The sequence below is a fragment of the Haladaptatus salinisoli genome (assembly GCF_020614375.1).
Lineage (GTDB): Archaea > Halobacteriota > Halobacteria > Halobacteriales > Haladaptataceae > Haladaptatus > Haladaptatus salinisoli.
On sequence record NZ_CP085330.1, the window covers coordinates 388,396 to 409,911 of the forward strand.

Genomic DNA, 21,516 nt, shown 5'->3' on the forward strand with positions numbered 1-21,516 from the left:
GAGGTCGCGGCGAGCGAGGATCGGCCGTAAAAATCGATTCGCATAACCGCCGTCAGCTACTCTATTTTCGTGCCGAAACGTGCGAGCGCAGGGAGAACACTCACGGTATCATGGTAGAGAGTGCCTTGCGCGTTTGCTAACAGATCCCTCACACCCCTCCCTGCTCCCGCCGATTGTTCGTTTTCCGCGCGCGAGACGCGACCGGCGGGTAGCCGCCGAACCGAAGGCGGCGCGGGAAAGCGATTATCCTTCGCCGATGAGTCGCTCCTCGTCCTCCCAGAACTCCTGGCGCAGTTGGTACTTCTGTACCTTCCCGGTCGCCGTCTCGGGGAGGTCGTCCTGAATCAGGATCTCCCGCGGGACCTTGTAGCCGGCCATCCGTTCGCGGCAGAACTCCTCGACGCCGTCTTTCGATAGCTCCGCGCCGGCTTTCGGCACGACGATGGCCGTCACCATCTCGCCCCACTCCTCGCTCGGGGTGGGGATGACCGCCGCCTTGGCGACGTCGGGGTGGTCGTAGAGGTGGTCCTCGACCGCTATCGAGGAGACGTTCTCGCCTCCGGAGATGATGATGTCCTTCTTCCTGTCCTGGATGGCGACCATCCCGTCCTCGTCGATGGTGGCGAGGTCGCCCGTGTGGAAGTAGCCCGGAAGGCGGTCGTTGAACGCCTCCTCGGTCGCCTCCGGCTTGTTGAGGTAGCGGTCCATCACCTGATTACCCTGCACGACTATCTCGCCCATCGTCTCGCCGTCGCGGGGGACGTCCTCGCCGTCCTCGTCGACGACGCGCACGTCGGTGCAGAGCGTCTCGCTCCCCTGTTTCACCTTGAGCGAGCGCCCGCGCTCGGCCAGTCGGCGGGGGGAGTTCGACGTCGTGATGATAGGCGCGGTCTCGGTCAGTCCGTAGATGTGGATGATGCGCCAGCCGATGTCGTCCTCGATGGTCTCGATGGTCGCCGTCGCGGGCGCGCTCCCGGCGGTGGCGATGCGAACGTCGCGGTCGCCCGTCGTCTCGACCTCGGGATTCTCGTCGTAGTGCGCGATGATGCGGTTGAGCACGGTCGGCGCGCCGCACATGAACGAGACGTCGTAGTCGCGCACCTTCGAGAGCGTTCGCTCGGGCGTGAACTTCCGCAGGCAGACGTGCGTGCCGCCGGTTCCCGTGATGGCGTAGGTGTGGCCCCAGCCGTTGCAGTGGAACATCGGCAGCGTCCAGAGGTACGTGTCGTCGTCGCGTATCTCCATGTGCTGGTTGAGCACGAGCGCGTGCCAGTGCTCGGTTCGGTGAGTTCTGACGACGCCCTTCGGGTCGCCGGTCGTCCCCGAGGTGTAGTTGATGCTCGCGTCGTCGTCCTCGGAGATGTCCGGGCGCTCCGGCGGTTCCGAGGAGGCGTCGTCCACGAGGGTCGCGTAATCGAGCCAGTCGCCGTCGATTCGGTCGGCCTCGTACCCGACGAACCGCTCCGCCGGGACCGAGTCCCGCACCGCCTCTATCTTGTCGGCGAAGTCGTAGTCGGCGATGACGACCGATGCCTCGCAATCGTCGAGGATGTACTCGTAGTCCTCGGGGACGAGGCGGTAGTTCATCGGGACGTACACCGCGCCGAGTTGGTTGGTCGCGTACAGCGATTCGAGGAAGTAGTGCGTGTTCGAGGCGAGCATCGCCACGCGGTCTCCCCGCCCGATACCGAGGTCGGCCAGCGCGTTCGACAGACGATTTACCCGTTCGTTGAACTCCCCGTACGTGTACTCCGTGCCGTCGTCAGCGATGACGCCGACGACGTCGTCGTAGCAGTCGACGGCGCGGTCGAGGAAGTCCAGCGTGGTCATTTCCGTCTTCATGAACCGTCGTTCGAGTCATTTCCGGGGGACGGGGTAAGTATTTCGCCTCGTGTTATCACTTCTCAGTGTCCGGCTCGCCCGTCGCTACCCCTCTCCGGGGAGCACCGCGTAGCAACCGAGCGCGACGGCCGAGAGCGCCGCCAGCGCGAGGAACGCGGCGTCGAAGCGGTTCGCGTCGGCGAAGAGGCCGACGAACGTGGAACCGGCCGACCCGACGAGGAAGAAGCCGGTGCGGAGGAACCCCCACGCGGCCCCCTCGACGTGGTCGGGGAGCGCCCCGACGATGTAGGCGTTCGTGACGGGCGCGATGGCCATCCGCGTCCCGAGAACCGCGACGACGACCGCGAGCGCCGCCACCCCCGACGCGAGCGTGAGCGCGACCGGCGTGACGACGCCGACGGCGGTGACGACGAGGAGGACGGGTTTGACCCCGACGCGGTCGGCGGCGTTACCCGCCACCAACTGCGAGAGCGCCCCCGCGACGAACATGAGTCCGTAGAGGAGCGCCGCGGTCCGCTGGTCGAGTCCCTTGACCTGTTCGAGGTACGTCGGCAGGAACGCGGTTAGGCCCTGAAAGACGAACAGGAGGAGACCGACGGCGGCGGACGAGGCGAACACCGACCGGTCGGAGAGCGTTCCGGCCACGTTCCGGAGGAGGCGGGTCGAACGCGGGGCGTCTCCCTCGGCGTCCGTCTCCGCGCTGGGGTTCGCCTCCTCGGACGTTCGCTCCGGGACGACTCGCCACGCAAGCGCGGCGACCGCGAAGAACGGTACCGAGAGACCGGCGAGGATGAGTCGCCACCCGACCCGCCCGACGAGGGCGGTCGCAGCGCCGGGGAGCACCGCGGAGCCGACGCTTCCCGCGGCGAGCGTGACGCCGAACGCCGCGCCCGCCCTCCGCGTGAACGCGCGCGAGAGCACGGTTCCTCGGCTCGGCCCGTACAGTCCGGAACCGAGTCCGAAGGCGGTGGCCCCGACGAAGAAGACGGCGAACGCCGGGGAGAGGCCTATCAAGCAGAGGCTCAGCCCCGAGAGGCAGAGGCTCGCCGCGAGCAGCGCGCGTTCGCCGACTCGGTCTATCAACACCCCGGCCGGGAACTGCATCAGGGCGTAGCCGACCCAGAGCGCCGTGATGGCCAGCCCGGCGGTCGCGTTGGAGACGGTGAACGCGGCCTTTATCTGCGGCAGCAGGGGCGGGATGAGAAAGCGCAGTCCGAGCGTGAACGCCCACCCGACCGCGACGACGGCGAGCAGCCGACCCCGACCGTCGCCGCGAAGTCCGCGCACTCCGTCCCGGAGGTGAGCGACGACCGACCGGCGACTCGGCGACATCGATGCTGTGCGTCGAACGTGGGCGGGCGGGCGGTTAAACGGGCGGATGGCCGCCAATCTCTCCGGTATCGAAGTCCGCCGCGCGACCGAGGAAACGAATAACTCGGTCGGCGTCGACGAACCGGTATGGGGGGACGCTCGGAGCACGGAGGCGACGGAGACGAGTCGCACGGGGACCCGCGCGGTTACGGCCCGGAGGGGCACGCCGCGCCGGGCGGACTGTCGCTCGCCGCGAACGGATTTCGGTTCGAACCGACGGAGACGCGGTTCGAACCCGGTACCGCGACCGACTGGACGTTCCGAATCCGCGACGACGACGGGGTCGTGACCCAGTTCGAGGAAGCGCACGGCGAACGCATCCACCTCGTCGTCGTCCGGCGCGACCTGACCCGCTTCCAGCACCGCCACCCGACCGTCGACGGGGACGGGACGTGTCGCGTGAGCGATTTTTCCCTGCCGGAACCCGGCGCGTACCGCGCGTTCGCGGACTTCGTCGCCGACGGTCGCCCCGCGACGCTCGGGTTCGACCTGTTCGCTCCGGGGTCGACCGCCGTCGAACCGCGCCCCGATTCCTCGCGGCGAGCGACCGCCGAGGGGTACGCGGTCGAACTCCTCGCCGACCGAATCGCCGCCGGCGAACGGACGCGACTGGCGTTCGAGGTTCGCCGCGACGGCGAGCGCGTGTCCCGGCTCGGCGAGTACCTCGGCGCGCTCGGCCACCTCGTCGCGCTTCGGGAGGGCGACCTCGCCTACCTGCACGTCCACCCGGAGGCGACCGACCCCGAGAGCGGTCGGGTCGAGTTCGACGCGCGCTTTCCGACGCCGGGGCGGTACCGGCTGTTCTTCCAGGCCAAGCCGGACGGCGTCCTCGTCACCACGCGGTTCGACGTTCGCATCGACGGGTGAGCGCGACGCTCGGGCGGTTCTCGACGTCGAAAAAAGGAACGCCGTCCGCGTTCGGGTGCGACCGGTTTACGACGCGATCATGGTACGACAGCTCTCGGCGCACTCTTCGAGCACGTCGGCGCAGACCTGACAGTGCTCGGCGTCGTGGCGCGAACACTCCTCCGCGCACTCCTCGCACGCGCCCGCGCAGGCTTCCGCGAGCTCCTCGCTGTAGTTCGAGTTCCGGACCATGAACCGGGCGTGGAGGGTGGCGAGGTCGGCCACGTCCCGACAGAGCCGGAGACACTTGGCCATCTCCTCGCCTTCGCCGGCGCACTCGTCCGCGCACCACTCGCAGGCTTGCGCCGCCTCGAAACAGTTGTCCACGCACTCCGCGGCGTCGTCGTTGAGGTCGAGTTCGCTCAGTGCCATAGCGTTCCTAGAGACGGGACGCTCGCTTTTTCCGTTTGAGGCCAACGTCGTTCGACTCGTCGGCGCGAGCGCGTCGATGTCCGAAGGGAGCGCGGTACATATCTCGGATTCGAAGGCGAGTCGGCGGTCGGATTTCGCGTTCGTAAATCGCCGCGTTCGCGCGGTCGAACGTCCGGTCGTCGGGCCGCTCGCTCGGGGGGTTCCGCGCGGCGTTCGGACGGGACTCAGTCCGCGCCCTCGGAGTCCATCCGAGCGGCGAGCGCGTCGGAGACGTTCGAGAGGTGGGCCGCACCCCAGATCGCGACCGCGACGCCGCCGACGGTGTCGAACACCAAGTCGAGCATCGTGTTCGATAGCGAGTACTGGGCGAGGACGCTGTCCGTGTTCGTCATCGACGCCAGTCCGTCGAGTCCGAACTCCAGAAGCTCCCAGAGCACGCCGAACGCCAGCGTGAACACGAGGATGAAGACGACCATGAACTTCTTCGGAAGGTAGACGCTGTCGGCGTGGATGTCGAGCGCGCGCACCGTGGTGTAGCCGGCGGCGGCGACGAGCGACGAGGAGAGCGCGTGGGTGAGTTGGTCCCACAGGCCTATCGACTGGTACAGTCCGAGGGTACCGACCGCGTGGAGGAACACCGGCACGACGATCCAGAGCGTCAGTCCGGCGTCGATGGGCAACCGGAGGTTCCGTTCGAGCAGCGCGGGGAGTTCCATCAGCGCGAGCGCTATCGCCGCGTTGACGATGATGCCCACGTTCGTCTCGTACAGTCCGACGAGCAACACGCCGACGAGGACGAGTTGGAGCCCGCGAACCACCTGTCGCTGGCGGCGCTCGGAGAGGCGTCCCCGCCCGCCGGAGGGCTCCGCGACGGTCTCGCCGTCCGGTCGGTTGCGCTCGCCGCCGGCGTCGAAGCCGAAGCGCGCCGTGTCGACGCGGCGAAAGTACGCGTCGAACAGCACGCCGGCCGCGACGCCCGCGCCGGTCGCGGCGAGCAGCGACCACATCACCCTGCTGAGTCCCCGGAGGTTCTGCGTGCCGAGCGCCTGATCGGCGACCCACTGGACGACCGCCCACGTGCCGGCGGTCGCCATGGTCGCGGTGACGACGAAGAGCACCGCGAACGCCGGGGAGAACTCGACCGCGGTGAACGTGTCCAACTCGACGGCGATGACGAGCGCCAACCCCGCGACGGCGAGGAACGCCGCGACGGGACGCGGGAGCAACGAATCGAACGACACGTTGGCGACCGGCGCGGCGACGAAGAGGAGCGCCTCCCACGGGAGCATCGCCGTGGCGCTGCGATACGCGGCGACCGGCACCAGCGCGATGGCGACCGCCGCGAACGCCAGCCCCGCCCACAGGTAGTCGCCGTCGACGACGCTCACGAGCGCCGAGACGGCGATGGCCGCGACGAGCGTCCACGCCGCGACGGCGTTTCGGTTCCGGGGGACGAGCGCGTCGTCGCCGGGTTCGACCCCCTCGTCCGTTTCCCCCTCCTCGCGCGTCCCGCTCCCGACCATGGGTGCGATACGGGCGAGGGAACCAAAAAGAGCGCGTCGACCCGTCGGCCGCGGGACTCGGCGGGAGACGAAACCATAAGTGCGCTCGACCGCAGTAGACGAGACGATGACGAACCGCATCACGGTGTCGTTAGACGACGACGCGCGGACGGCGCTCGACGGTCTCGTGAAGCGAGCCGACAAACCCCGGAGCGAACTCGTCAGGCAGGCGCTCACCTTCTACGCCGCGAACTACGACGCGGCGACGGCGGACGCGGAACCGAACCTCGAAGCGTACCACCAGATGCTGTCGAGCGGCGAGCACGTCCTGCTCGACGTGGATTTTCTCCACTGCTTTCTGAACTACGTCGAGGACGAGTCCGGCGACCCCGACCCGGCGTTCCTCAAACTGGCGGACAAGGTCTCCGAGTACCACGCCCGCGAGTACGAGCACCGGTTCGCGTCGCTCGGCGAACTCCTCGATTGGCTCTCGTTCTGCGGGTTCCTGACGGTTCGGGAGACGGAGGGCGACACCTACCACGTCGTCTTTCCGACCGAGTCGGTCAAGTGGTTCATGATGCGGTTCGTCGAACTGAGCACGGCGCGCCTTCCGTTCGAACTGGAAGTGGAAGAGGGGGTTTCGAAGGTGCTCGTCACCGAAGTTCGCCCGGGCGACCGATGAACGGTTCACACTCGTTCACACGTCCTCACACTCCGGCGCACCGCGATGCACGGCGTTCTTAGGCGGGTTTTAAGTCCACCCGTGGGTTGTGACAGCATATCACGGCTATGGTAACGAACATCGTCAATCGACTCCGTTCCATCGGGCCGGGCGCGATGGTCGCCGCCGCGTTCATCGGCCCCGGGACGGTCACGACCGCGAGCGTGACGGGCGCTCGGTTCGGCTACGCGCTCGTCTGGACCATCGCCTTCTCCATCGTCGCCACCATCATCCTCCAGGAGATGAGTGCGCGGTTGGGGGTCGTCACCCGACAGGGCCTCGGAGAGGCGCTCAGAGACCAGTTCGACCACCCGACGCTGTCGGTTCTCAGCGTGGCGCTCGTCGTGAGCGCCATCGGTATCGGAACGGCGGCGTACGAGGCCGGCAACATCCTCGGCGGCGCGGCGGGCTTGGCGACCGTCACGGGCATCGGCCCGTCGTTCTGGGGACCCCTCATGGGGCTGTGCGCCGGCGCGCTCCTGTGGAGCGGTCGGTACGAGCTCATCGAGCGCGCGCTGGTCACCCTCGTCGGGGTGATGGCGTTCTCGTTCATCGTCGACGCGATACTCGTCGGCCCCGACCTGAACCGCCTCGTCCTCGGGTTCGTCCCGTCAGCGCCCGCGGGGTCGGCGTTCCTCATCACGGGCCTCATCGGGACGACCATCGTCGGCTACAACCTCTTCTTGCACGCGAGCAGCGTGCAGGAGCGGTGGGGCGGGCCGAACGACCTCCCCGAATCCAGAACCGACACCGTGGCCTCCATCCTCGTCGGCGGGGTCATCACGCTCTCCATCCTCGTCACCGCGGCCGCGGTCTTTCCCGCCGGAACGCGGATTCAGGACGTGGGGACGATGGCCGAGCAGTTGCGGCCGCTCGTCGGCGACCACGCGACGATACTGTTCAGCATCGGGCTGTTCGCCGCCGGGTTCACCAGCGCGACGACCGCGCCGCTCGCCGGCGCGTACGCGACGGCGGGGGCGCTCGGCTGGGACGTCGACCTGAAGTCGACGCGCTTCCGCGCCGTCTGGGCGACCATCCTCGGGGTCGGTACCGTCTTCTCCGCGCTCGGACTCGAACCGGTCGAGGCCATCGTGTTCGCGCAGGTCGTCAACGGGATACTACTTCCCGTCGTGGCGGTGTTCCTCATCTACGCCATGAACGACCGCAGCGCGCTCGGCGAGTACACGAACACCACCGTTCAGAACGTCCTCGGCGGCGTCGTCACCGTCATCGTGATCTGGCTCGGCCTCCGCGCGCTCTACACCGTCGGCCAGGATTTGGGGGTGTTCTGAGTGACCGGCGAAACGCGCGTCGGCGTGGACGTCGGCGGCACCTTCACCGACGTGGTGCTCCTGTTGCCGGACGACGAACTCGTGACGGCGAAGGTGCCGAGCACGGACGACCAGAGCGTCGGCGTCCTCGCCGGCATCGAGAAGGCCTGCGAGGAGGCGGGCATCGACCCGAGCGACGTGGACGCGTTCGCCCACGCGATGACCGTCTCCGTGAACGCCCTGCTCGAAGAGCGCGGCGCGAAGACCGCGCTCGTGACGACCGAGGGGTTCCGCGACGTGCTCGAAATCGGTCGGCAGAACCGCCCCGACCTCTACGACATCGACACCGACAGGCCCGCGCCGCTCGTCCCCCGCCGCCGCAGGTTCGAGGTCGCGGAGCGAACCGCGGTCGACGGCGTCCGCAGGCCCGTCGACGAAGGCGAGGTCCGCGACGTCGCGGAGGAAATCCGGCGGTGCGGCGCGGAGAGCGTCGCGGTCTGTCTGTTGCACGCGTACCAGCACCCCGAGAACGAGCGGGTCGTCGCCGAAATCCTCCGCGAGGAACTCGACGCGCCCGTCTCCGCGTCCCACGAGGTGCTGGCGGAGTTCCGCGAGTACGAACGAACCTCCACGACGGTCGTGGACGCCTACGTCACGCCGGCCATCGACGCCTACGTCGGTCGCCTCGAGGAACGAGCCGAGGAGCGGGGCGTTCCCGCGCCGCGAATCATGCAGGCGAACGGCGGCATCGCCCCGGCGAAGACGGTGCGTGAACACGCCGTGACCACGACGATGTCCGGTCCGGCGGCGGGCGTCGTCGGCGGCGCGGAGACCGCCGGGGAGCGCGGTCTCGACGGCCTCGTCACCTTCGACATGGGCGGCACCTCCAGCGACGTGAGCCTCGTCCGGGACGGCGAGGTCGAGCGGACGACGAACGCCGAGATAAACGGGCGGCCAATCAAGACGCCGATGGTGGACGTGAACACGGTCGGCGCGGGCGGCGGGTCGGTCGCGTGGGTGGACGCCGGGAACGCCCTGCGCGTCGGGCCGCGCTCCGCCGGGGCGAACCCGGGTCCGGCCTGCTACGGACGCGGCGGGACGGAGCCGACCGTGACCGACGCGAACGTCGTGCTGGGGTACATCGGCGGCAGTTCGGCCCTCGGCGGCGAACTCGAACTCGACGCCGAGGCGGCCCGCGGCGCGCTGGAGCGACTGGCGGACGACGCGGGACTGGACGGTGCGCTCGACGCCGCCCGCGGGGTGTACCGGATCGCCAACGCGAACATGACCCGCGCCATCCGCTCGGTCACGGTCGAGCGGGGGCACGACCCGCGAGGGTTCGGACTGGTCGCCTTCGGCGGGGCGGGACCGATGCACGCCGCCGCGCTCGCCGAGAGCCTCGACATGGAGTCGGTCGTCGTTCCGCACGCCTGCGGCGTCCTCTCCGCCTACGGGTTGCTCGTCGCCGACGAGAAACACGACTCGGTTCGCACGCTCCGGAGTCCGCTGGCGAACGTCGCGCTCGACGACGTGGAGGCGACGTACGACGACCTCACGGAGGACGTGCTGGCGGACGTGGCGACCCCCGATGCGGCGGAGGTTCGTCGCGCCGCCGACCTGCGGTACGTGGGCCAGAGCTTCGAACTGACCGTGCCGGTCGACGGGGCGTTCGACGCGAGCGCCGTGGCCGACCGCTTCCGGGAGGCGCACGAGAGCGCCTACGGGTACGCGATGGACGACCCCGTCGAACTCGTGAACCTCCGGGCGACGGCGGTCGTCGAGCGCGAACCGCTCTCGGTGAGCTACCGCGACTCGGGCGAGGCTCGGAAGGGAACGCGGGAGGCGTTCTTCGGCGACCGGTTCCGCGAGACGCCCGTCTTCGCCCGCACCGGACTCGGCGAGGGCGCGACGGTCGAGGGGCCGGCCGTCCTCGAACAGAACGAGAGCACGGTCGTGGTGCCGCCGGGGTGGTCGGGGTCGGTGCGAGCGGACGGAACGCTCGCGCTCTCGGGAGGTGGGGACGAGTGAGCCCCGACGTCGACCCCGTCACGCTCGAAATCGTGCGGAACCAGTTCGAGAGCGTCGCCGAGGAGATGGGGCAGGTGCTCGTCACCTCCTCGTACTCGCCGAACATCAAGGAGCGACGCGACTGCTCGACCGCCCTCTTCGACGCCGACGGTCGCCTCGTCGCGCAGGCCGAACACATCCCGGTTCACCTCGGCGCGATGCCCGAGGCGGTGGACACGGTGCTGGAGTACGACCCGCGACCGGGCGACGTGTTCGTCCTGAACGACCCGTTCGAGGGCGGTACGCACCTCCCCGACGTGACGATGGTGTCGCCTATCGCCGTCGACGGGGAGACGCTCGGCTACGCCGTCTCCCGCGCGCACCACGCCGACGTCGGCGGGATGACGCCGGGAAGCATGCCCGCCGGAGCGCGGGAGATATTTCAGGAGGGCATCCGACTGCCGCCGGTTCGGCTGGTCGACGGCGGCGAGGTGAACGACGACGTGATGAACATCCTTCTGGCGAACGTCCGCAACCCGGGCGAGCGCCGGGCGGACGTTCGCGCGCAGATCGCGGCGAACGAGCGCGCCGAGGAGCGACTGGGCGACCTCGTGGACGAGCACGGGCGGGACCGAATCGTCGCCGCCTTCGACGCCGTCATCGACTACTCGCGCGACCGCGTGACCGCGGAGCTCTCCGACCTGCCGAACGGCGAGTTCGGCGCGCGCGACGTGATGGAAGGCGACGGGGTGACCGACGACGAGATTCCCGTCGAGGTGACCGTGACGGTCGAAGACGAGCGCGTCGAGGTGGACTTCGCCGGCACCGCGCCGCAGGTCGCGGGCAACGTCAACGCGCCGGTCGCGGTGGCGAGGAGCGCGGTGTACTTCGTGCTCCGGTGCGTGACCGACCCCGAGATACCGCCGAATCAGGGCTGTTACGACCCCGTCTCGGTCTCGGTGCCGGAGGGGTCGCTGTTGAACCCCCGTCCCCCGGCGGCGGTCGTCGGCGGCAACGTCGAAACCAGCCAGCGGGTCACCGACGTCGTGTTCACGGCGTTCGCCGAGGCGGCCCCCGACCGCGTCCCGGCGCAGGGACAGGGGACGATGAACAACCTCACCATCGGGAGTCGTTCGGGCGGCGAGGACGGCTTCGCCTACTACGAGACCATCGCGGGCGGGTTCGGCGGCCGACCGACGAAGGACGGATTGGACGGCGTGCAGGTCGGGATGACCAACACGCTGAACACGCCGGTCGAGGCGCTCGAAGCCGAGTACCCCCTGTTCGTCGAGGAGTACGGTCTCCGCGAGGACAGCGGCGGTCGCGGCGAACGCCGGGGCGGCCTCGGCGTCGTCCGCTCCGTCACCGTCGAGGCGGACGCGACGGTCTCGCTGCTCACGGAACGGCGGCGGGTCGCGCCGCGCGGCATCGCCGGCGGCGAGGACGGCGCGACGGGCGAGAACCGCATCGGGGGCGAGGTCGTCCCGGCGAAGACGACGCGCGACGTGTCCGCCGGAACGACGGTCGCGGTTCGGACGCCGGGCGGCGGCGGGCACGGTTCGCCCGCGGACCGCGACCCGGAGGCCGTCGAGCGCGACCGCGCGGACGGGAAGATGGGGTGGGAGGAATGAACCGGGTCGGAACCGCGATCCGGAACGACCGTCGGGGGGCGAACTGATGTTCGGCTGGCGCGGTCGAATCGGCGCGGTCGTCCCCTCCTCCAACACGACGGTCGAAGGGGAGTTTCGTCGCGCGGTGCCCGACGGCGCGAGCGTCCACGCGGCGCGGATGCCCCTCGAAGCGGTCACCGTCGATGAACTGGACGCGATGGCCGACGACGCCGTCGGGTGCGCGGAGCGACTGTCGCACGCGAAAGTCGACGTCGTCGCGTACGCGTGTACGACCGGGAGCCTGCTGCACGGCCCCGGATTCGACGGGGAACTCGAAGCGGCGCTCTCGGAGGCGGCGAGCGTTCCCGCGGTGGCGACGGCGCTGTCGGTCAAGCGCGCGCTTCGGGCGCTCGACGCGGAGCGAATCGCCGTCGCGACGCCCTACGCCGACGAGTTGAACGACCGGGAAGCGTCGTACCTGGACGACGCCGGTTTCGACGCGGTCGAACTGAACGGTCGGGGAATCGAGGCCAACACCGACATCGGGTCGCTGCGGCCAGAGGACGCCTACCGGCAGGTTCGGGGGACGGTCGCCGAGGCGGACGCGGTGGACGCCGCCTTCGTCTCGTGTACGAACTACCGGACCCTCCCCGCGATAGAACCGCTCGAGGCCGACCTCGGCGTTCCGGTCGTGACGAGCAATCAGGCGACCCTCTGGGACGCGCTCCGGAAAATCGGCGTCGCGGCGGACGTGCCGGGACGCCTCGGCGAGTTCGGGAAAGAGGAGGAGTGAGTCGATTCGACGGTGTCGTCCGCGCTCGCCGGGGACGCTCGGCGAAGGACAGCGGAAACGGCAGGGGTCGTGGGAAGCACCCTCGTCGGAGGTGCGGCAGCGGTCGACCTCGGGGCGGTGTCGCGGTTCCGGCCGACCGCGAACGTCACTCTCGAACCAACATGGTCACGCCGAGCAGGCAGGCGAGGAGAACGACGACGACGATTCGAACGCGGGTAATGTTCGCCAACTCCGCGATCGTGTTCACGAACGTCGTAAGCATCGTTACGACAGTCAGCACTTCCTTGAGTAGGTGAGTCGTTGGTCTCATGGTGGCAGTGTGCGGATACTATGACGACCGCGCTTCGCGCGGCCATTCTTGCATGGAATAGCTGCACTTATGAAAGCCGACGACCGTTTTCCGCCGTGAACGGTCGAACTCGGCTTAGCAGGGGGCTAAGCCCGTCGCAACGCCGACCGTCGCCGGGGGAAACGACGAACGACCGCGTTTCGCCTTCCCGTCGCGGATGAACGGAATGAATGGGTTACGCCCGTGCTAACGCTCGCCCGTCCGCGTTCGATATCCCGTTCGACGTCGATTATCGACGGCCTATTTCATCGTCACGTAGGTGAGGAAGGCGAGCGCGACGAACTCCAGCGTTCGAAGGACGAGGACCGCCCGCTGAACGTGCGGCGTCATCCCGTAGAACCCCTTCATCGTCAGGAAAAAGTACAGAGCCACCGCGTTCTCCGCGAGCATGACGACCGCGAACGCGAGGAGACCCAGCACCAACCGGGACTTGAACAGGGCGTAGTTCCGTATCCAAACGCCCGTCAGCGCGAGGAGAAAGAGGACGTTCACGCCCGTCAAAACGCTCGCCGCTTCTATCGTCGTTGCCATGGTTACAGGTTCGTTTTTTCGAGTATCGTCTCGAACGTCTCGCGGGAGGATTCGAACCGGTCGGTGAGGAAGTACAGCTTCGCGTACTTGTTCTCGCCCGACTCGACGACGCCGTGGTCTTCGAGCATCGCCAGGTGGTGTCGGACGGTCTTGTAGCCGAGTTCCAGTTCGTCGGCGAGTTGGTTCGCGTTCATCGGTTTCTCGGAGAGAGCGCGGATGATTCGGACGCGGTTTTTGCCGCCGCGCGTCGCCGTGAGCAGATACCAGAGCGCCTTCTCCATCGCACGTTCCTACGTTTCCCTGTGTGAGGCTTGCATAAATGCTTTTGCGGGTTTCGAAGTCGCCGGTTCCCTCCGGAAAAATCGGAGGCGAAGCGGTCGGCGGGGCGTCGGGCGCGTCGCTCGTCGCCGGTCACAGTGGCTCTATCGTCAGTTGCAACACGTCGCACGCGTCGGGGTAGTCGTATCCGTTGACGTCGGCTATCGGCGCGACGGTTCCGCGTTCGACGAGGCCGACGCCGGGCGCTCGCTGTCGTTGCGCCTGATTCGGCCCGGTTCCCGGTTCCTCGTTGATCTCGGTGCCGGCGTCCCAGAGCGAGACGCGCTTCGAAACGTCGCCCGAAACCGGGTCGTTTCCGTCGAAGAGCCGCATTCCGGACGCGCCTCCGAGCGCGAAAAACAGGTCGTTCGACGGGACGAACATCGTCACGAGCGAGAGTCGGACGTTCGACGCCTTCGGCGTTTCCACCTCGAACTCGTACGCCTCTCCCGGCGGAAGCGGACTCGGCTCGTCGCTCCCCGTCGGCGTCGTGAACGCGCCGCTCGCAGCGACCGAGTCGCGCTCCGCGAGCGCGGACGCGAGTCGTTCCGGGTTACCGTCCTCCGCGACCTCTTCGAGACCGTTGTTTCGCTCCGGTTCCCCGGACGTGAATATCGGTTCGTCGTTCCGGTGGACGGCGTACGCGCCCGGCGAGAGCGGAACCGGTTGCTCCGCGAGTTCGCCGTCCGCGCTCGTCGCGAGCGTCGCCCCCGTCGAGACGTTTTCGAGTCGGACGGCGAACGACCGCGTCTCGTTTCGGCCGAATCCGGCCGTGCTTCCGATGCTAGCGGCGCCGAGCGCGGTCGCTCCGGCGGCGGCGAGGAACGTTCGCCGCGACCGGTCGAACCGGTTCGACCGGTCGCTCGACTTCGGCGTTGGTCGTGAATCAGTGGAGTCGGTCATTCGAATTCCGTGCGTTGGGACGCACGAACGGTACTGCCCCGCGGATAGAAAAGTAGATTTTTCAACATTCGGCGCGAATCTCACCCAAATCTCGGTCGAAACGGTTCCGAGACGATTCCCACTTCCCGCGGTCGCCGTCCACCCGGGTTCGGCGCGAACCGCGTCCCCGCGGAGGCGGTTGCGCGGACCGGCCCGTAAAATTCCGTAGAGTTACTTTGTTATCGTTCGAGGGAGAACGGGGGGTATGAGCAGGCGAGTCGGCCGCCGAAAATTCCTCGCGTTGAGCGCGGGGGCAGGTGTGGGAGCGGTCTCCAGCGTATCGAAGAGCAGCGGCGTCGTCGGGGGGAGTTCCGGGCGAAACCGGCCGGAGAACCGCCGTCGAACCGACCTCAACTTACCGCCCGAAACCGACGCCCCGGTCGACGTTCGCGGTGCGATATACATCCCGGCGCGGGCGTTCAACCGCTATCAGATGTGGCGGGACTACGACCCGGCGGTCATCGAGCGCGACATGGGGTACGCCGCGAGCGTCAACCTGAACGCCATCCGAACGTGGCTCAGCTACGAGTACTGGCTCGAAAATCCGCAGCGACACGAGGAGGCGCTCGACCACTTCCTGGCGACGGCCGAGCGGAACGGGATACGGGTGTTGCTCGGACTGTTCGACAGCGTCGGGCGCGAACCCACGTTCGAGAACCTCATGAACGACGACCCGCTGACCGCGGTGCAGGCGTTCTCGCCGTCGACCAGAACGATGGCGAACGAGGAGTTGTGGGACAAACCGCGCGACTTCATCGTCTGGTTCATGCAGAAGTACAGCAACGACGAGCGACTGCTGGCGATCGAGTTGACCAACGAACCCGGCTGGAACAACAAAGACCTCCAGTTCTTCAAGGAGATATCGAAGACGTTCACGCTGTATCGCGGCGAGATTCCGCTCACGGTCGGGTCGACCAGTTTGGCGAACAACGTCGACTACTTGGGCTGGGGCATGGATATCCTCCAGTTCCACTACAACTTCGCGCGGACGCCGAACCTCTACAAGCAAGTGCTTCGGCAGGCGAACCACGTCTCGTCCAAGCTCGACGCGCCGGTCTGGCTCTCGGAGTGGCAGCGAATCCGCCCCGGCCAGAAGTTCTTCGCCGACGTGGCGGAGCAGTTCGAGGTTCCGAACTACGCCTCGCTCGCGCCGACCATCCGGGAGTCCGGCGTGGGGAACTTCTTCTGGTCGCTCATGGTCAAACCGGCGTTCTCGCTCTACATGCGGGAGAAGGGCGTTCTCAACGGTCTCTTCCACGAGGACGGGGCCGTCTGGAGTTTGGCCGACGCGAGGAGCATCAAGTCCATGTCCGGCGACCCGGAGTACGAGGGCACCGAACGAAAGGAGTACCCCGACTGGGCGAGGATAATCAAGAAGAAAGAGGACGTCGCCCCGGGAGAAGAACAACCCGAGTGAGGCGCGTTCGCACGCTCAGCCGCCGCTCTGCCGATACTGCCCGCGACCGTGCGTCGTATTCGCGGCGCGGTTGTTCCGGAAGTGCACCGAGGAGAAGGTGACCTGTCGGCTCTCCTCGTCGATAACGACGCCGAACAGGTTGTTGGTCACCCACGAGTTCTCGACCGAGACCCGCGTGCCGTTCCAGACGGCGATTCCCTCCGCGCTCCGAACCACGGTGACGTTCCGAATCGTCACGTCCGAGGCGTTCGTGACGTGGATGCCGCGGTTCCATCGCTCGACCCTGACGGAGTGAATCTCCACGTTGGAAACGCTCTGATCGCTTCCGACGATAACGCCGGTCGTGTCGGTCACTCCTCGTCCCTGAATCGTGTGTCCCGAGCCGTTTATCGTCACGTCGCTCGCGTTGATTTCGAGACACCCCGACGCCAGTCCGGCCGCACCGCCGAAGTCCTTCGTCAGCACGTACGTTCCGGAGCTGTTGATTTCTCGGCAGTTCTGGATGGGGACCGCCTCGCCCGACTGCGAACCGGGGGGACCGTTCCCCGGTAGGTCGGTGATATCGACCGCGATAGTCAGTACCACGAGGAGAAGAAGCGGAGCGACGATGATGAGCTTTCGCCCCGCAGACGACGCATCGATAGAGACCATTCGTAGTCCCACTTCAGGCGTGTGCGTAATAAATTCCGATGACTTCGAATCCGTCGACTCGAACGGATATCGAGTCCGTTCGGCGAACGGCGGCGTCCGCTATCGTTTCACGCCCGGTTTCCGATGGCTCTGAGCCGCCCGTCCGACGCGCCGACGAAGACGCGACCGCCGGCGACCGCCGGGGAAGAATCCACGTACGGGCCGTCTTCGCGCTCCCCCTCGAAGTCGATCCGCCACGCGCCCGCGCCGTCGACGGTCACCGCCGAAATCCCGTTCGCACAGCCGACGTAAACGATGCCGTCGGCGACCGCCGGCGACGAGCGCGTGTCGGGTCGGATCTCCGCCGTCCACCGTTCAGTTCCGGTCTCCGCGTCGACCGCGTACAGTCGACCGCGGGTTACGCCCGAGCAGTCGTCCGAATCGCCGGCGGCCAGACAGACTCGCTGGGACGCCGCGGGCACGTAGACGGTGCCGTCGGCGACCGCCGGCGAAACTTTCTGAGCGGTGTCCGCCAGGTCGTACGTCCACCGGGTCTCTCCGGACGCGGCGTCGAGCGCCCACAACCTGCTCGGCGCGTCTCCGCCCCGATACGGCCCGGCGTAGTAGACGAGTCCGTCGCGAACGGCCGGGGAAGCGCGAGCGCTCGCGGCGACGTTCCGCGTCCAAATTTCGCTTCCCGTCTCGGCGTCGAGCGCGTAGAGGTTCTCCCCACCGCCGACGTGGACGCGCCCCGACGCGACCGCCGGCGATGAATCGACGTTCTCGCGCTCGCCGAACTCGTCGTAGCGCCACACCTCCTCGCCGGTCTCCGCGTCGAGCGCGAGGACGGCGCAGGCTTCGAACTCCTCCTCGTCTTCCGGACCGCTCACGACGAGCGGACCGTCGCCGTTCGCTCCGACGACTACCGTGCCGTCCGCGACGACCGGCGAGGACGACCCGAACCGGTGGCCGACGTCGACCTTCCAACGCTGCGTCCCGTCCGCGACGTCGACCGCGTAGAACGTCTTTCCCCACGTACCGGCGTAGAGGACGCCGTCCGCGACCGCCGGTGCCGACGAGACGTACCCCTCGGTCTCGAACCGCCACAGCGAATCGCCGGTGGTCGCGTCGACGGCACAGATACCGCCGGGGTCGCCCGTTCCCGCCGCGTAGACGACGTTCTCCACGACGACCGGCGAACTGTTCATCGTCGGCGTCCCGCCGTCGAACGTCCACTCGACGTCGGCGGTTCGGCCGGGGCCGCGCGCGGCCCCGGCGGTTCCGCTGTTTCGGTTATCGCATCCGAAACACGGCCACGAATCGGCGCTCTGCGTTCCGGGGCTCGGATCGTCCGTTTTCGGTTTCGATCGCCGCAGGCTCGAACTCGTGACGCATCCCGCGAGTGCGCCGACCGCACCGAGCGTCCCGAGCGTCCTCCGACGCGTCCATCGGCGAGCGGCTGATGTTTCGTCGTGCACGATTGAGCTATCGATTCGTTCCGCGAAAAATAAACCGAAGGCTCAAAGAATCGCTGTACTCATCGTTCGGCGACTAGACGGCCGCGCGTCGCGCCCTTCCGCCTCGTCGCGTACCGCGTCTTCGTATCAAAAATCGACTCGTATGCGTAGCGCGCATGGTAACGACGGCTTGAAACGGTGTTGACAGCGAGCGAACGCTGCCGGGACGGTCTTTCGCGTCGCTATCGGGAAATAGAAAACCCCCGCACGGAGCTGTTGCTCTGTACGAGGGTTGATGTGGTATGAATGGAGGCGGCGAATCGAATTTCCCAGAGGCTCGCGCACTCCAGTACTGACCGAAACGCAGGCAGGCTTAACTACCGTGTTCGGGATGGGTACGGGTGTGACCCTGCCGCTCTGGCCGCCTTAACGTCAACGCACGGAATCGAACCGTGCCGATGGATACCAATCGTTGATGGTCCTTGCGACCGTGTGTACGTGCAATCCAGTTAGCGCCTGGACTCACACTGGTGAGTGTGATCCAATATGCGGTATGAGTGTGTGGCGTCGACCAGTTAGTGCTCGCGGGCTAAACACCTCGTTGCCTCGGTGCGTACACCCCGAGTCTATCGAACTCGTCTTCTACGAGCGGTCTCAGGTGGTTCCTCTTTTCCAGGTGGGTTTCGAGCTTAGATGCGTTCAGCTCTTACCCCGTGGTGCGTGGCTGCCCAGCACGCGCCTTGTCAGACGACTGGTACACCAGTGGCACCCATTCGTAGTTCCTCTCGTACTATACGAACGTTCCCGTCAGGAACCGTAACACCCCCAATAGATAGCAGCCGACCTGTCTCACGACGGTCTAAACCCAGCTCACGACCTCCTTTAATAGGCGAACAACCTCACCCTTGCCCGATTCTGCACGGGCAGGATGGAGGGAACCGACATCGAGGTAGCAAGCCACCGGGTCGATATGTGCTCTTGCCGGTGACGACTCTGTTATCCCTAAGGTAGCTTTTCTGTCATCAATGGCCCGCATCAAGCAGGCTCATTGGTTCGCTAGACCACGCTTTCGCGTCAGCGTCCCTCGTTGTGTAGGACACTGTCAGACTTCCTTGTGCTCTTGCGCTCTTCTCCGAGTCTCCGACTCGGGTGAGGAAATCTTGGGGCGCGCTCGATATCTTTTCGAGCGCGTACCGCCCCAGTCAAACTGCCTGGCTACCGGTGTCCTCCGCCAGGAGTGAGGGTCGCAGTCACTACCGGGTAGTATTTCACGGGTGCCTCGGCGACGCGCTGGCGCGCGTGCCTGGGTAACGGCTCCTACCTATGCTGCACAGTAGCGACCACGTCCCAGCGACAGCCTGCAGTAAAGCTCTATAGGGTCTTCGCTTCCCCTTGGGGGTCTCCAGACTCCGCACTGGAACGTACAGTTCACCGGGCCCAACGTTGGGACAGCGACGCTCTCATTGATCCATTCATGCAAGCCGCTACTGAAGCGGCAAGGTACTACGCTACCTTAAGAGGGTCATAGTTACCCCCGCCGTTAACAGGTCCTTCGTCCCGTTGTACCGGGTGTTCAGATACCTGCACTGGGCAGGATTCAGTGACCGTACGAGTCCTTACGGATTTGCGGTCACCTATGTTGTTACTAGACAGTTGGAGCGTCCGAGTCACTGCGACCTGCCCTTCTGCAGGGCAGGCATCCCTTATCGCGAACTTACGGGACTAATTTGCCGAATTCCCTAACGTCGGTTGTTCCCGACAAGCCTTGGCTTTCACCGCCAGAGTACCTGTGTCGGATCTCGGTACGATCTTCACACTCACCTTTTCACGGGCCCCAGATTGAGCCGACTTGCGCTATCCCGCCATTCGCTCGCTTCCTGCCATTACGGCTTCCACGGGCTTGGACGGTTCGACCGGGCGACTGCCCGGCTCGGCCTGCTCCGAGGCGTCGGTTTTCACTGTGTGAAGGCACTGGAATATTAACCAGTTTCCCTATCGTCTCGCTCGAATTACGACGAGACTTAGGATCGGCTAACCCTCAGCTGAACAGCATTGCTGAGGAACCCTTACTCGTAAGGCCGTCGAGGATCTCACCCGACTAACGCTGCTACTATGGCCAGGATTTTCTATACCGAACGGTCCATACGAACTCTCGCCCGTACTTCCACCCGTCCGGAATGCCAACCTACTGGATCACTCGATGATGAGTGCCGCCAGGTCTCGGTGATGAGCTTGAGCCCCGATCATTTTCGGCGCCGCAAACCTCGGCCGGTAAGCTGTTACGCTTTTCTTAGAGGGTAGCTGCTTCTAAGCTCACCTCCCGGCTGTTTAGGGCTTGCGACCACCTTCGATTGCACTTAGCTCATACTTTGGGACCTTAACCCAGCTCTGGGTTGTCTCCCTCACGGTACACAGGCTTACCCCGCGCACCGGATTCCTCGCGTCGACGGCGTTCGTAGGTTCGGAGTTTGACAGGGAGGCCGACTCCTCTCGGAGGCGGCGTTCCCAATCGGTCGCTCTACCCCACGAACTATCTCAGCGAAGGTCATGCTTCGACATGTTTCGGTTGGAACCAGCTGTTGCCGGGTTCGATGGGCCTTTCACCCCTACACATAGGTCACGAGAGGGTATTGTAGGACACCAACTCTAGCAGGCCTCCACGTGGCTTTCGCCACGCTTCGCCTTGCCCATGCGTAGATCACCCGGTTTCGGGTCGTATCCGGTCGACTCCCCGCCCTTGAAGACGGTGGCCCTCGCAATGCTGCGGCCGTATTGGTTTCCCTGTGCCTGCCCCGATGCTCGGGTTAGGCTCGCCGATCAGATACACTCCCTGGCTCGTTTTTCAAAACGTACGACGGAACTCCGGCTCCCATCGATTCCTACTACGGGATTGCTCCCGATTCGTTTTTCGATGGGCCTTGTAAGCCCCGTCGCTCTATCGCCACTTGATTTCAAGTCCTATTTCACCTCCCTTTTCGAGGTGCTTTTCAGCGTTCGCTCACGCTACTTGTTTGCTATCGGTCTCGAGTCGTGTTTAGTCTTCGCGGTCGATGCCCGCGATATTCACAAGGGATATCCGACCCCTGTTACTCGGGAGCTGACGCACAACCTACTGGATTCGACTACGGGGTTGTCACCCTGTTTCACGCTCCGTTCCAGAAGACTTCGTCGAACCGGTCGGTTGCTGAGAGCCAGTCCGCACACCACATTGCCTGTGTAGGCTTCGGTTTGGACTGTGTCGTGTTCACTCGCCGTTACTAGCGACATCGCGTTTGCTTTCTTTTCCTGCCGATACTGAGATGTTTCAGTTCTCGGCGTTCCCCATTGCGCGAAGCAATTGCGGTGGGGATTCCCATTCGGAGATCCTGAGTTCTTCGCCTCCGTGCGGCTCCCTCAGGCTTTTCGCAGCTTGGCACGTCCGTCATCGGCGCTCGAGCCGAGCTATCCACCAAGTGGCACAGTAGCCACGTACTTGAT

General features: G+C 66.2%; 17 protein-coding genes and 2 rRNA genes. 7 read left to right on the top strand and 12 right to left on the bottom strand.

Features of this window, described 5'->3' with window-relative positions:
* Positions 1 to 243 precede the first annotated feature (243 nt).
* On the bottom strand, positions 244 to 1,842 hold the full coding sequence (locus tag LIX00_RS22495; RefSeq protein WP_227356757.1) for a long-chain-fatty-acid--CoA ligase: 1,599 nt from the start codon (positions 1,840 to 1,842) through the stop codon (positions 244 to 246).
* An 84-nt stretch (positions 1,843 to 1,926) separates the two neighbouring features.
* Positions 1,927 to 3,174 (bottom strand): MFS transporter, encoded by a 1,248-nt coding sequence (locus LIX00_RS22500; RefSeq protein WP_227356758.1) that lies wholly within the window; start codon positions 3,172 to 3,174, stop codon positions 1,927 to 1,929.
* A 126-nt stretch (positions 3,175 to 3,300) separates the two neighbouring features.
* On the opposite strand from LIX00_RS22500, the gene LIX00_RS22505 reads away from it, so the two are divergent.
* Positions 3,301 to 4,080: a DUF8832 domain-containing protein gene (locus LIX00_RS22505; protein ID WP_227356759.1), complete on the top strand. Its 780-nt coding sequence runs from the start codon at positions 3,301 to 3,303 to the stop codon at positions 4,078 to 4,080.
* Between the two features lie 66 nt (positions 4,081 to 4,146).
* Here LIX00_RS22505 and LIX00_RS22510 read toward each other — a convergent pair whose 3' ends face one another.
* Positions 4,147 to 4,491 carry a four-helix bundle copper-binding protein gene (locus LIX00_RS22510; protein WP_227356760.1) on the bottom strand — a complete coding sequence of 115 codons (345 nt, stop codon included), beginning with the start codon at positions 4,489 to 4,491 and terminating at the stop codon, positions 4,147 to 4,149.
* 224 nt (positions 4,492 to 4,715) lie between these two features.
* Positions 4,716 to 6,014: a DUF2238 domain-containing protein gene (locus LIX00_RS22515; protein WP_227356761.1), complete on the bottom strand. Its 1,299-nt coding sequence runs from the start codon at positions 6,012 to 6,014 to the stop codon at positions 4,716 to 4,718.
* 106 nt (positions 6,015 to 6,120) lie between these two features.
* Between LIX00_RS22515 and LIX00_RS22520 the strand changes: the two genes are divergently transcribed.
* From LIX00_RS22520 to LIX00_RS22540, 5 genes are all read left to right on the top strand, one after another.
* A complete protein-coding gene (locus tag LIX00_RS22520) occupies positions 6,121 to 6,675 on the top strand; it encodes a ribbon-helix-helix protein, CopG family (protein WP_227356762.1) in 555 nt (184 codons plus the stop codon).
* Between the two features lie 107 nt (positions 6,676 to 6,782).
* Entirely contained in the window at positions 6,783 to 8,006 is a 1,224-nt protein-coding gene (locus tag LIX00_RS22525) for an Nramp family divalent metal transporter (protein WP_227356763.1), read from the top strand.
* A complete protein-coding gene (locus LIX00_RS22530) occupies positions 8,007 to 10,013 on the top strand; it encodes a hydantoinase/oxoprolinase family protein (protein ID WP_227356764.1) in 2,007 nt (668 codons plus the stop codon).
* On the top strand, positions 10,010 to 11,623 hold the full coding sequence (locus tag LIX00_RS22535; RefSeq protein ID WP_227356765.1) for a hydantoinase B/oxoprolinase family protein: 1,614 nt from the start codon (positions 10,010 to 10,012) through the stop codon (positions 11,621 to 11,623). The genes LIX00_RS22530 and LIX00_RS22535 overlap by 4 nt, the downstream gene beginning before the upstream one ends.
* Before the next feature lie 46 nt (positions 11,624 to 11,669).
* Positions 11,670 to 12,395 (top strand): maleate cis-trans isomerase family protein, encoded by a 726-nt coding sequence (locus tag LIX00_RS22540; RefSeq protein WP_227356766.1) that lies wholly within the window; start codon positions 11,670 to 11,672, stop codon positions 12,393 to 12,395.
* A gap of 145 nt (positions 12,396 to 12,540) precedes the next feature.
* Here LIX00_RS22540 and LIX00_RS22545 read toward each other — a convergent pair whose 3' ends face one another.
* The 4 genes from LIX00_RS22545 to LIX00_RS22560 all read right to left on the bottom strand — a co-directional run bounded on the left by LIX00_RS22545 (position 12,541) and on the right by LIX00_RS22560 (position 14,496).
* Entirely contained in the window at positions 12,541 to 12,705 is a 165-nt protein-coding gene (locus LIX00_RS22545) for a hypothetical protein (protein ID WP_227356767.1), read from the bottom strand.
* Positions 12,706 to 12,984: 279 nt separating this feature from the next.
* Positions 12,985 to 13,275: a DUF8036 family membrane protein gene (locus tag LIX00_RS22550; protein ID WP_227356768.1), complete on the bottom strand. Its 291-nt coding sequence runs from the start codon at positions 13,273 to 13,275 to the stop codon at positions 12,985 to 12,987.
* 2 nt (positions 13,276 to 13,277) lie between these two features.
* A complete protein-coding gene (locus LIX00_RS22555; RefSeq protein WP_227356769.1) occupies positions 13,278 to 13,556 on the bottom strand; it encodes an ArsR/SmtB family transcription factor in 279 nt (92 codons plus the stop codon).
* Positions 13,557 to 13,686: 130 nt separating this feature from the next.
* Complete coding sequence (locus LIX00_RS22560) at positions 13,687 to 14,496, bottom strand: spondin domain-containing protein (protein ID WP_227356770.1); 810 nt, start codon at positions 14,494 to 14,496, stop codon at positions 13,687 to 13,689.
* 244 nt (positions 14,497 to 14,740) lie between these two features.
* On the opposite strand from LIX00_RS22560, the gene LIX00_RS22565 reads away from it, so the two are divergent.
* Positions 14,741 to 15,952, top strand: a complete 1,212-nt coding sequence (locus tag LIX00_RS22565; RefSeq protein WP_227356771.1) for a glycoside hydrolase 5 family protein — start codon at positions 14,741 to 14,743, stop codon at positions 15,950 to 15,952.
* A gap of 15 nt (positions 15,953 to 15,967) precedes the next feature.
* On the opposite strand, the gene LIX00_RS22570 is transcribed toward LIX00_RS22565, so the two are convergent.
* From LIX00_RS22570 to LIX00_RS22585, 4 genes are all read right to left on the bottom strand, one after another.
* Positions 15,968 to 16,603, bottom strand: a complete 636-nt coding sequence (locus LIX00_RS22570) for a right-handed parallel beta-helix repeat-containing protein (protein ID WP_227356772.1) — start codon at positions 16,601 to 16,603, stop codon at positions 15,968 to 15,970.
* Positions 16,604 to 16,710: 107 nt separating this feature from the next.
* On the bottom strand, positions 16,711 to 18,060 hold the full coding sequence (locus tag LIX00_RS22575) for an outer membrane protein assembly factor BamB family protein (RefSeq protein WP_227356773.1): 1,350 nt from the start codon (positions 18,058 to 18,060) through the stop codon (positions 16,711 to 16,713).
* Positions 18,061 to 18,346: 286 nt separating this feature from the next.
* Positions 18,347 to 18,468 (bottom strand): 5S ribosomal RNA (gene rrf, locus LIX00_RS22580).
* A 127-nt stretch (positions 18,469 to 18,595) separates the two neighbouring features.
* A 23S ribosomal RNA gene (locus LIX00_RS22585) occupies positions 18,596 to 21,512 on the bottom strand.
* Positions 21,513 to 21,516 lie beyond the last annotated feature (4 nt).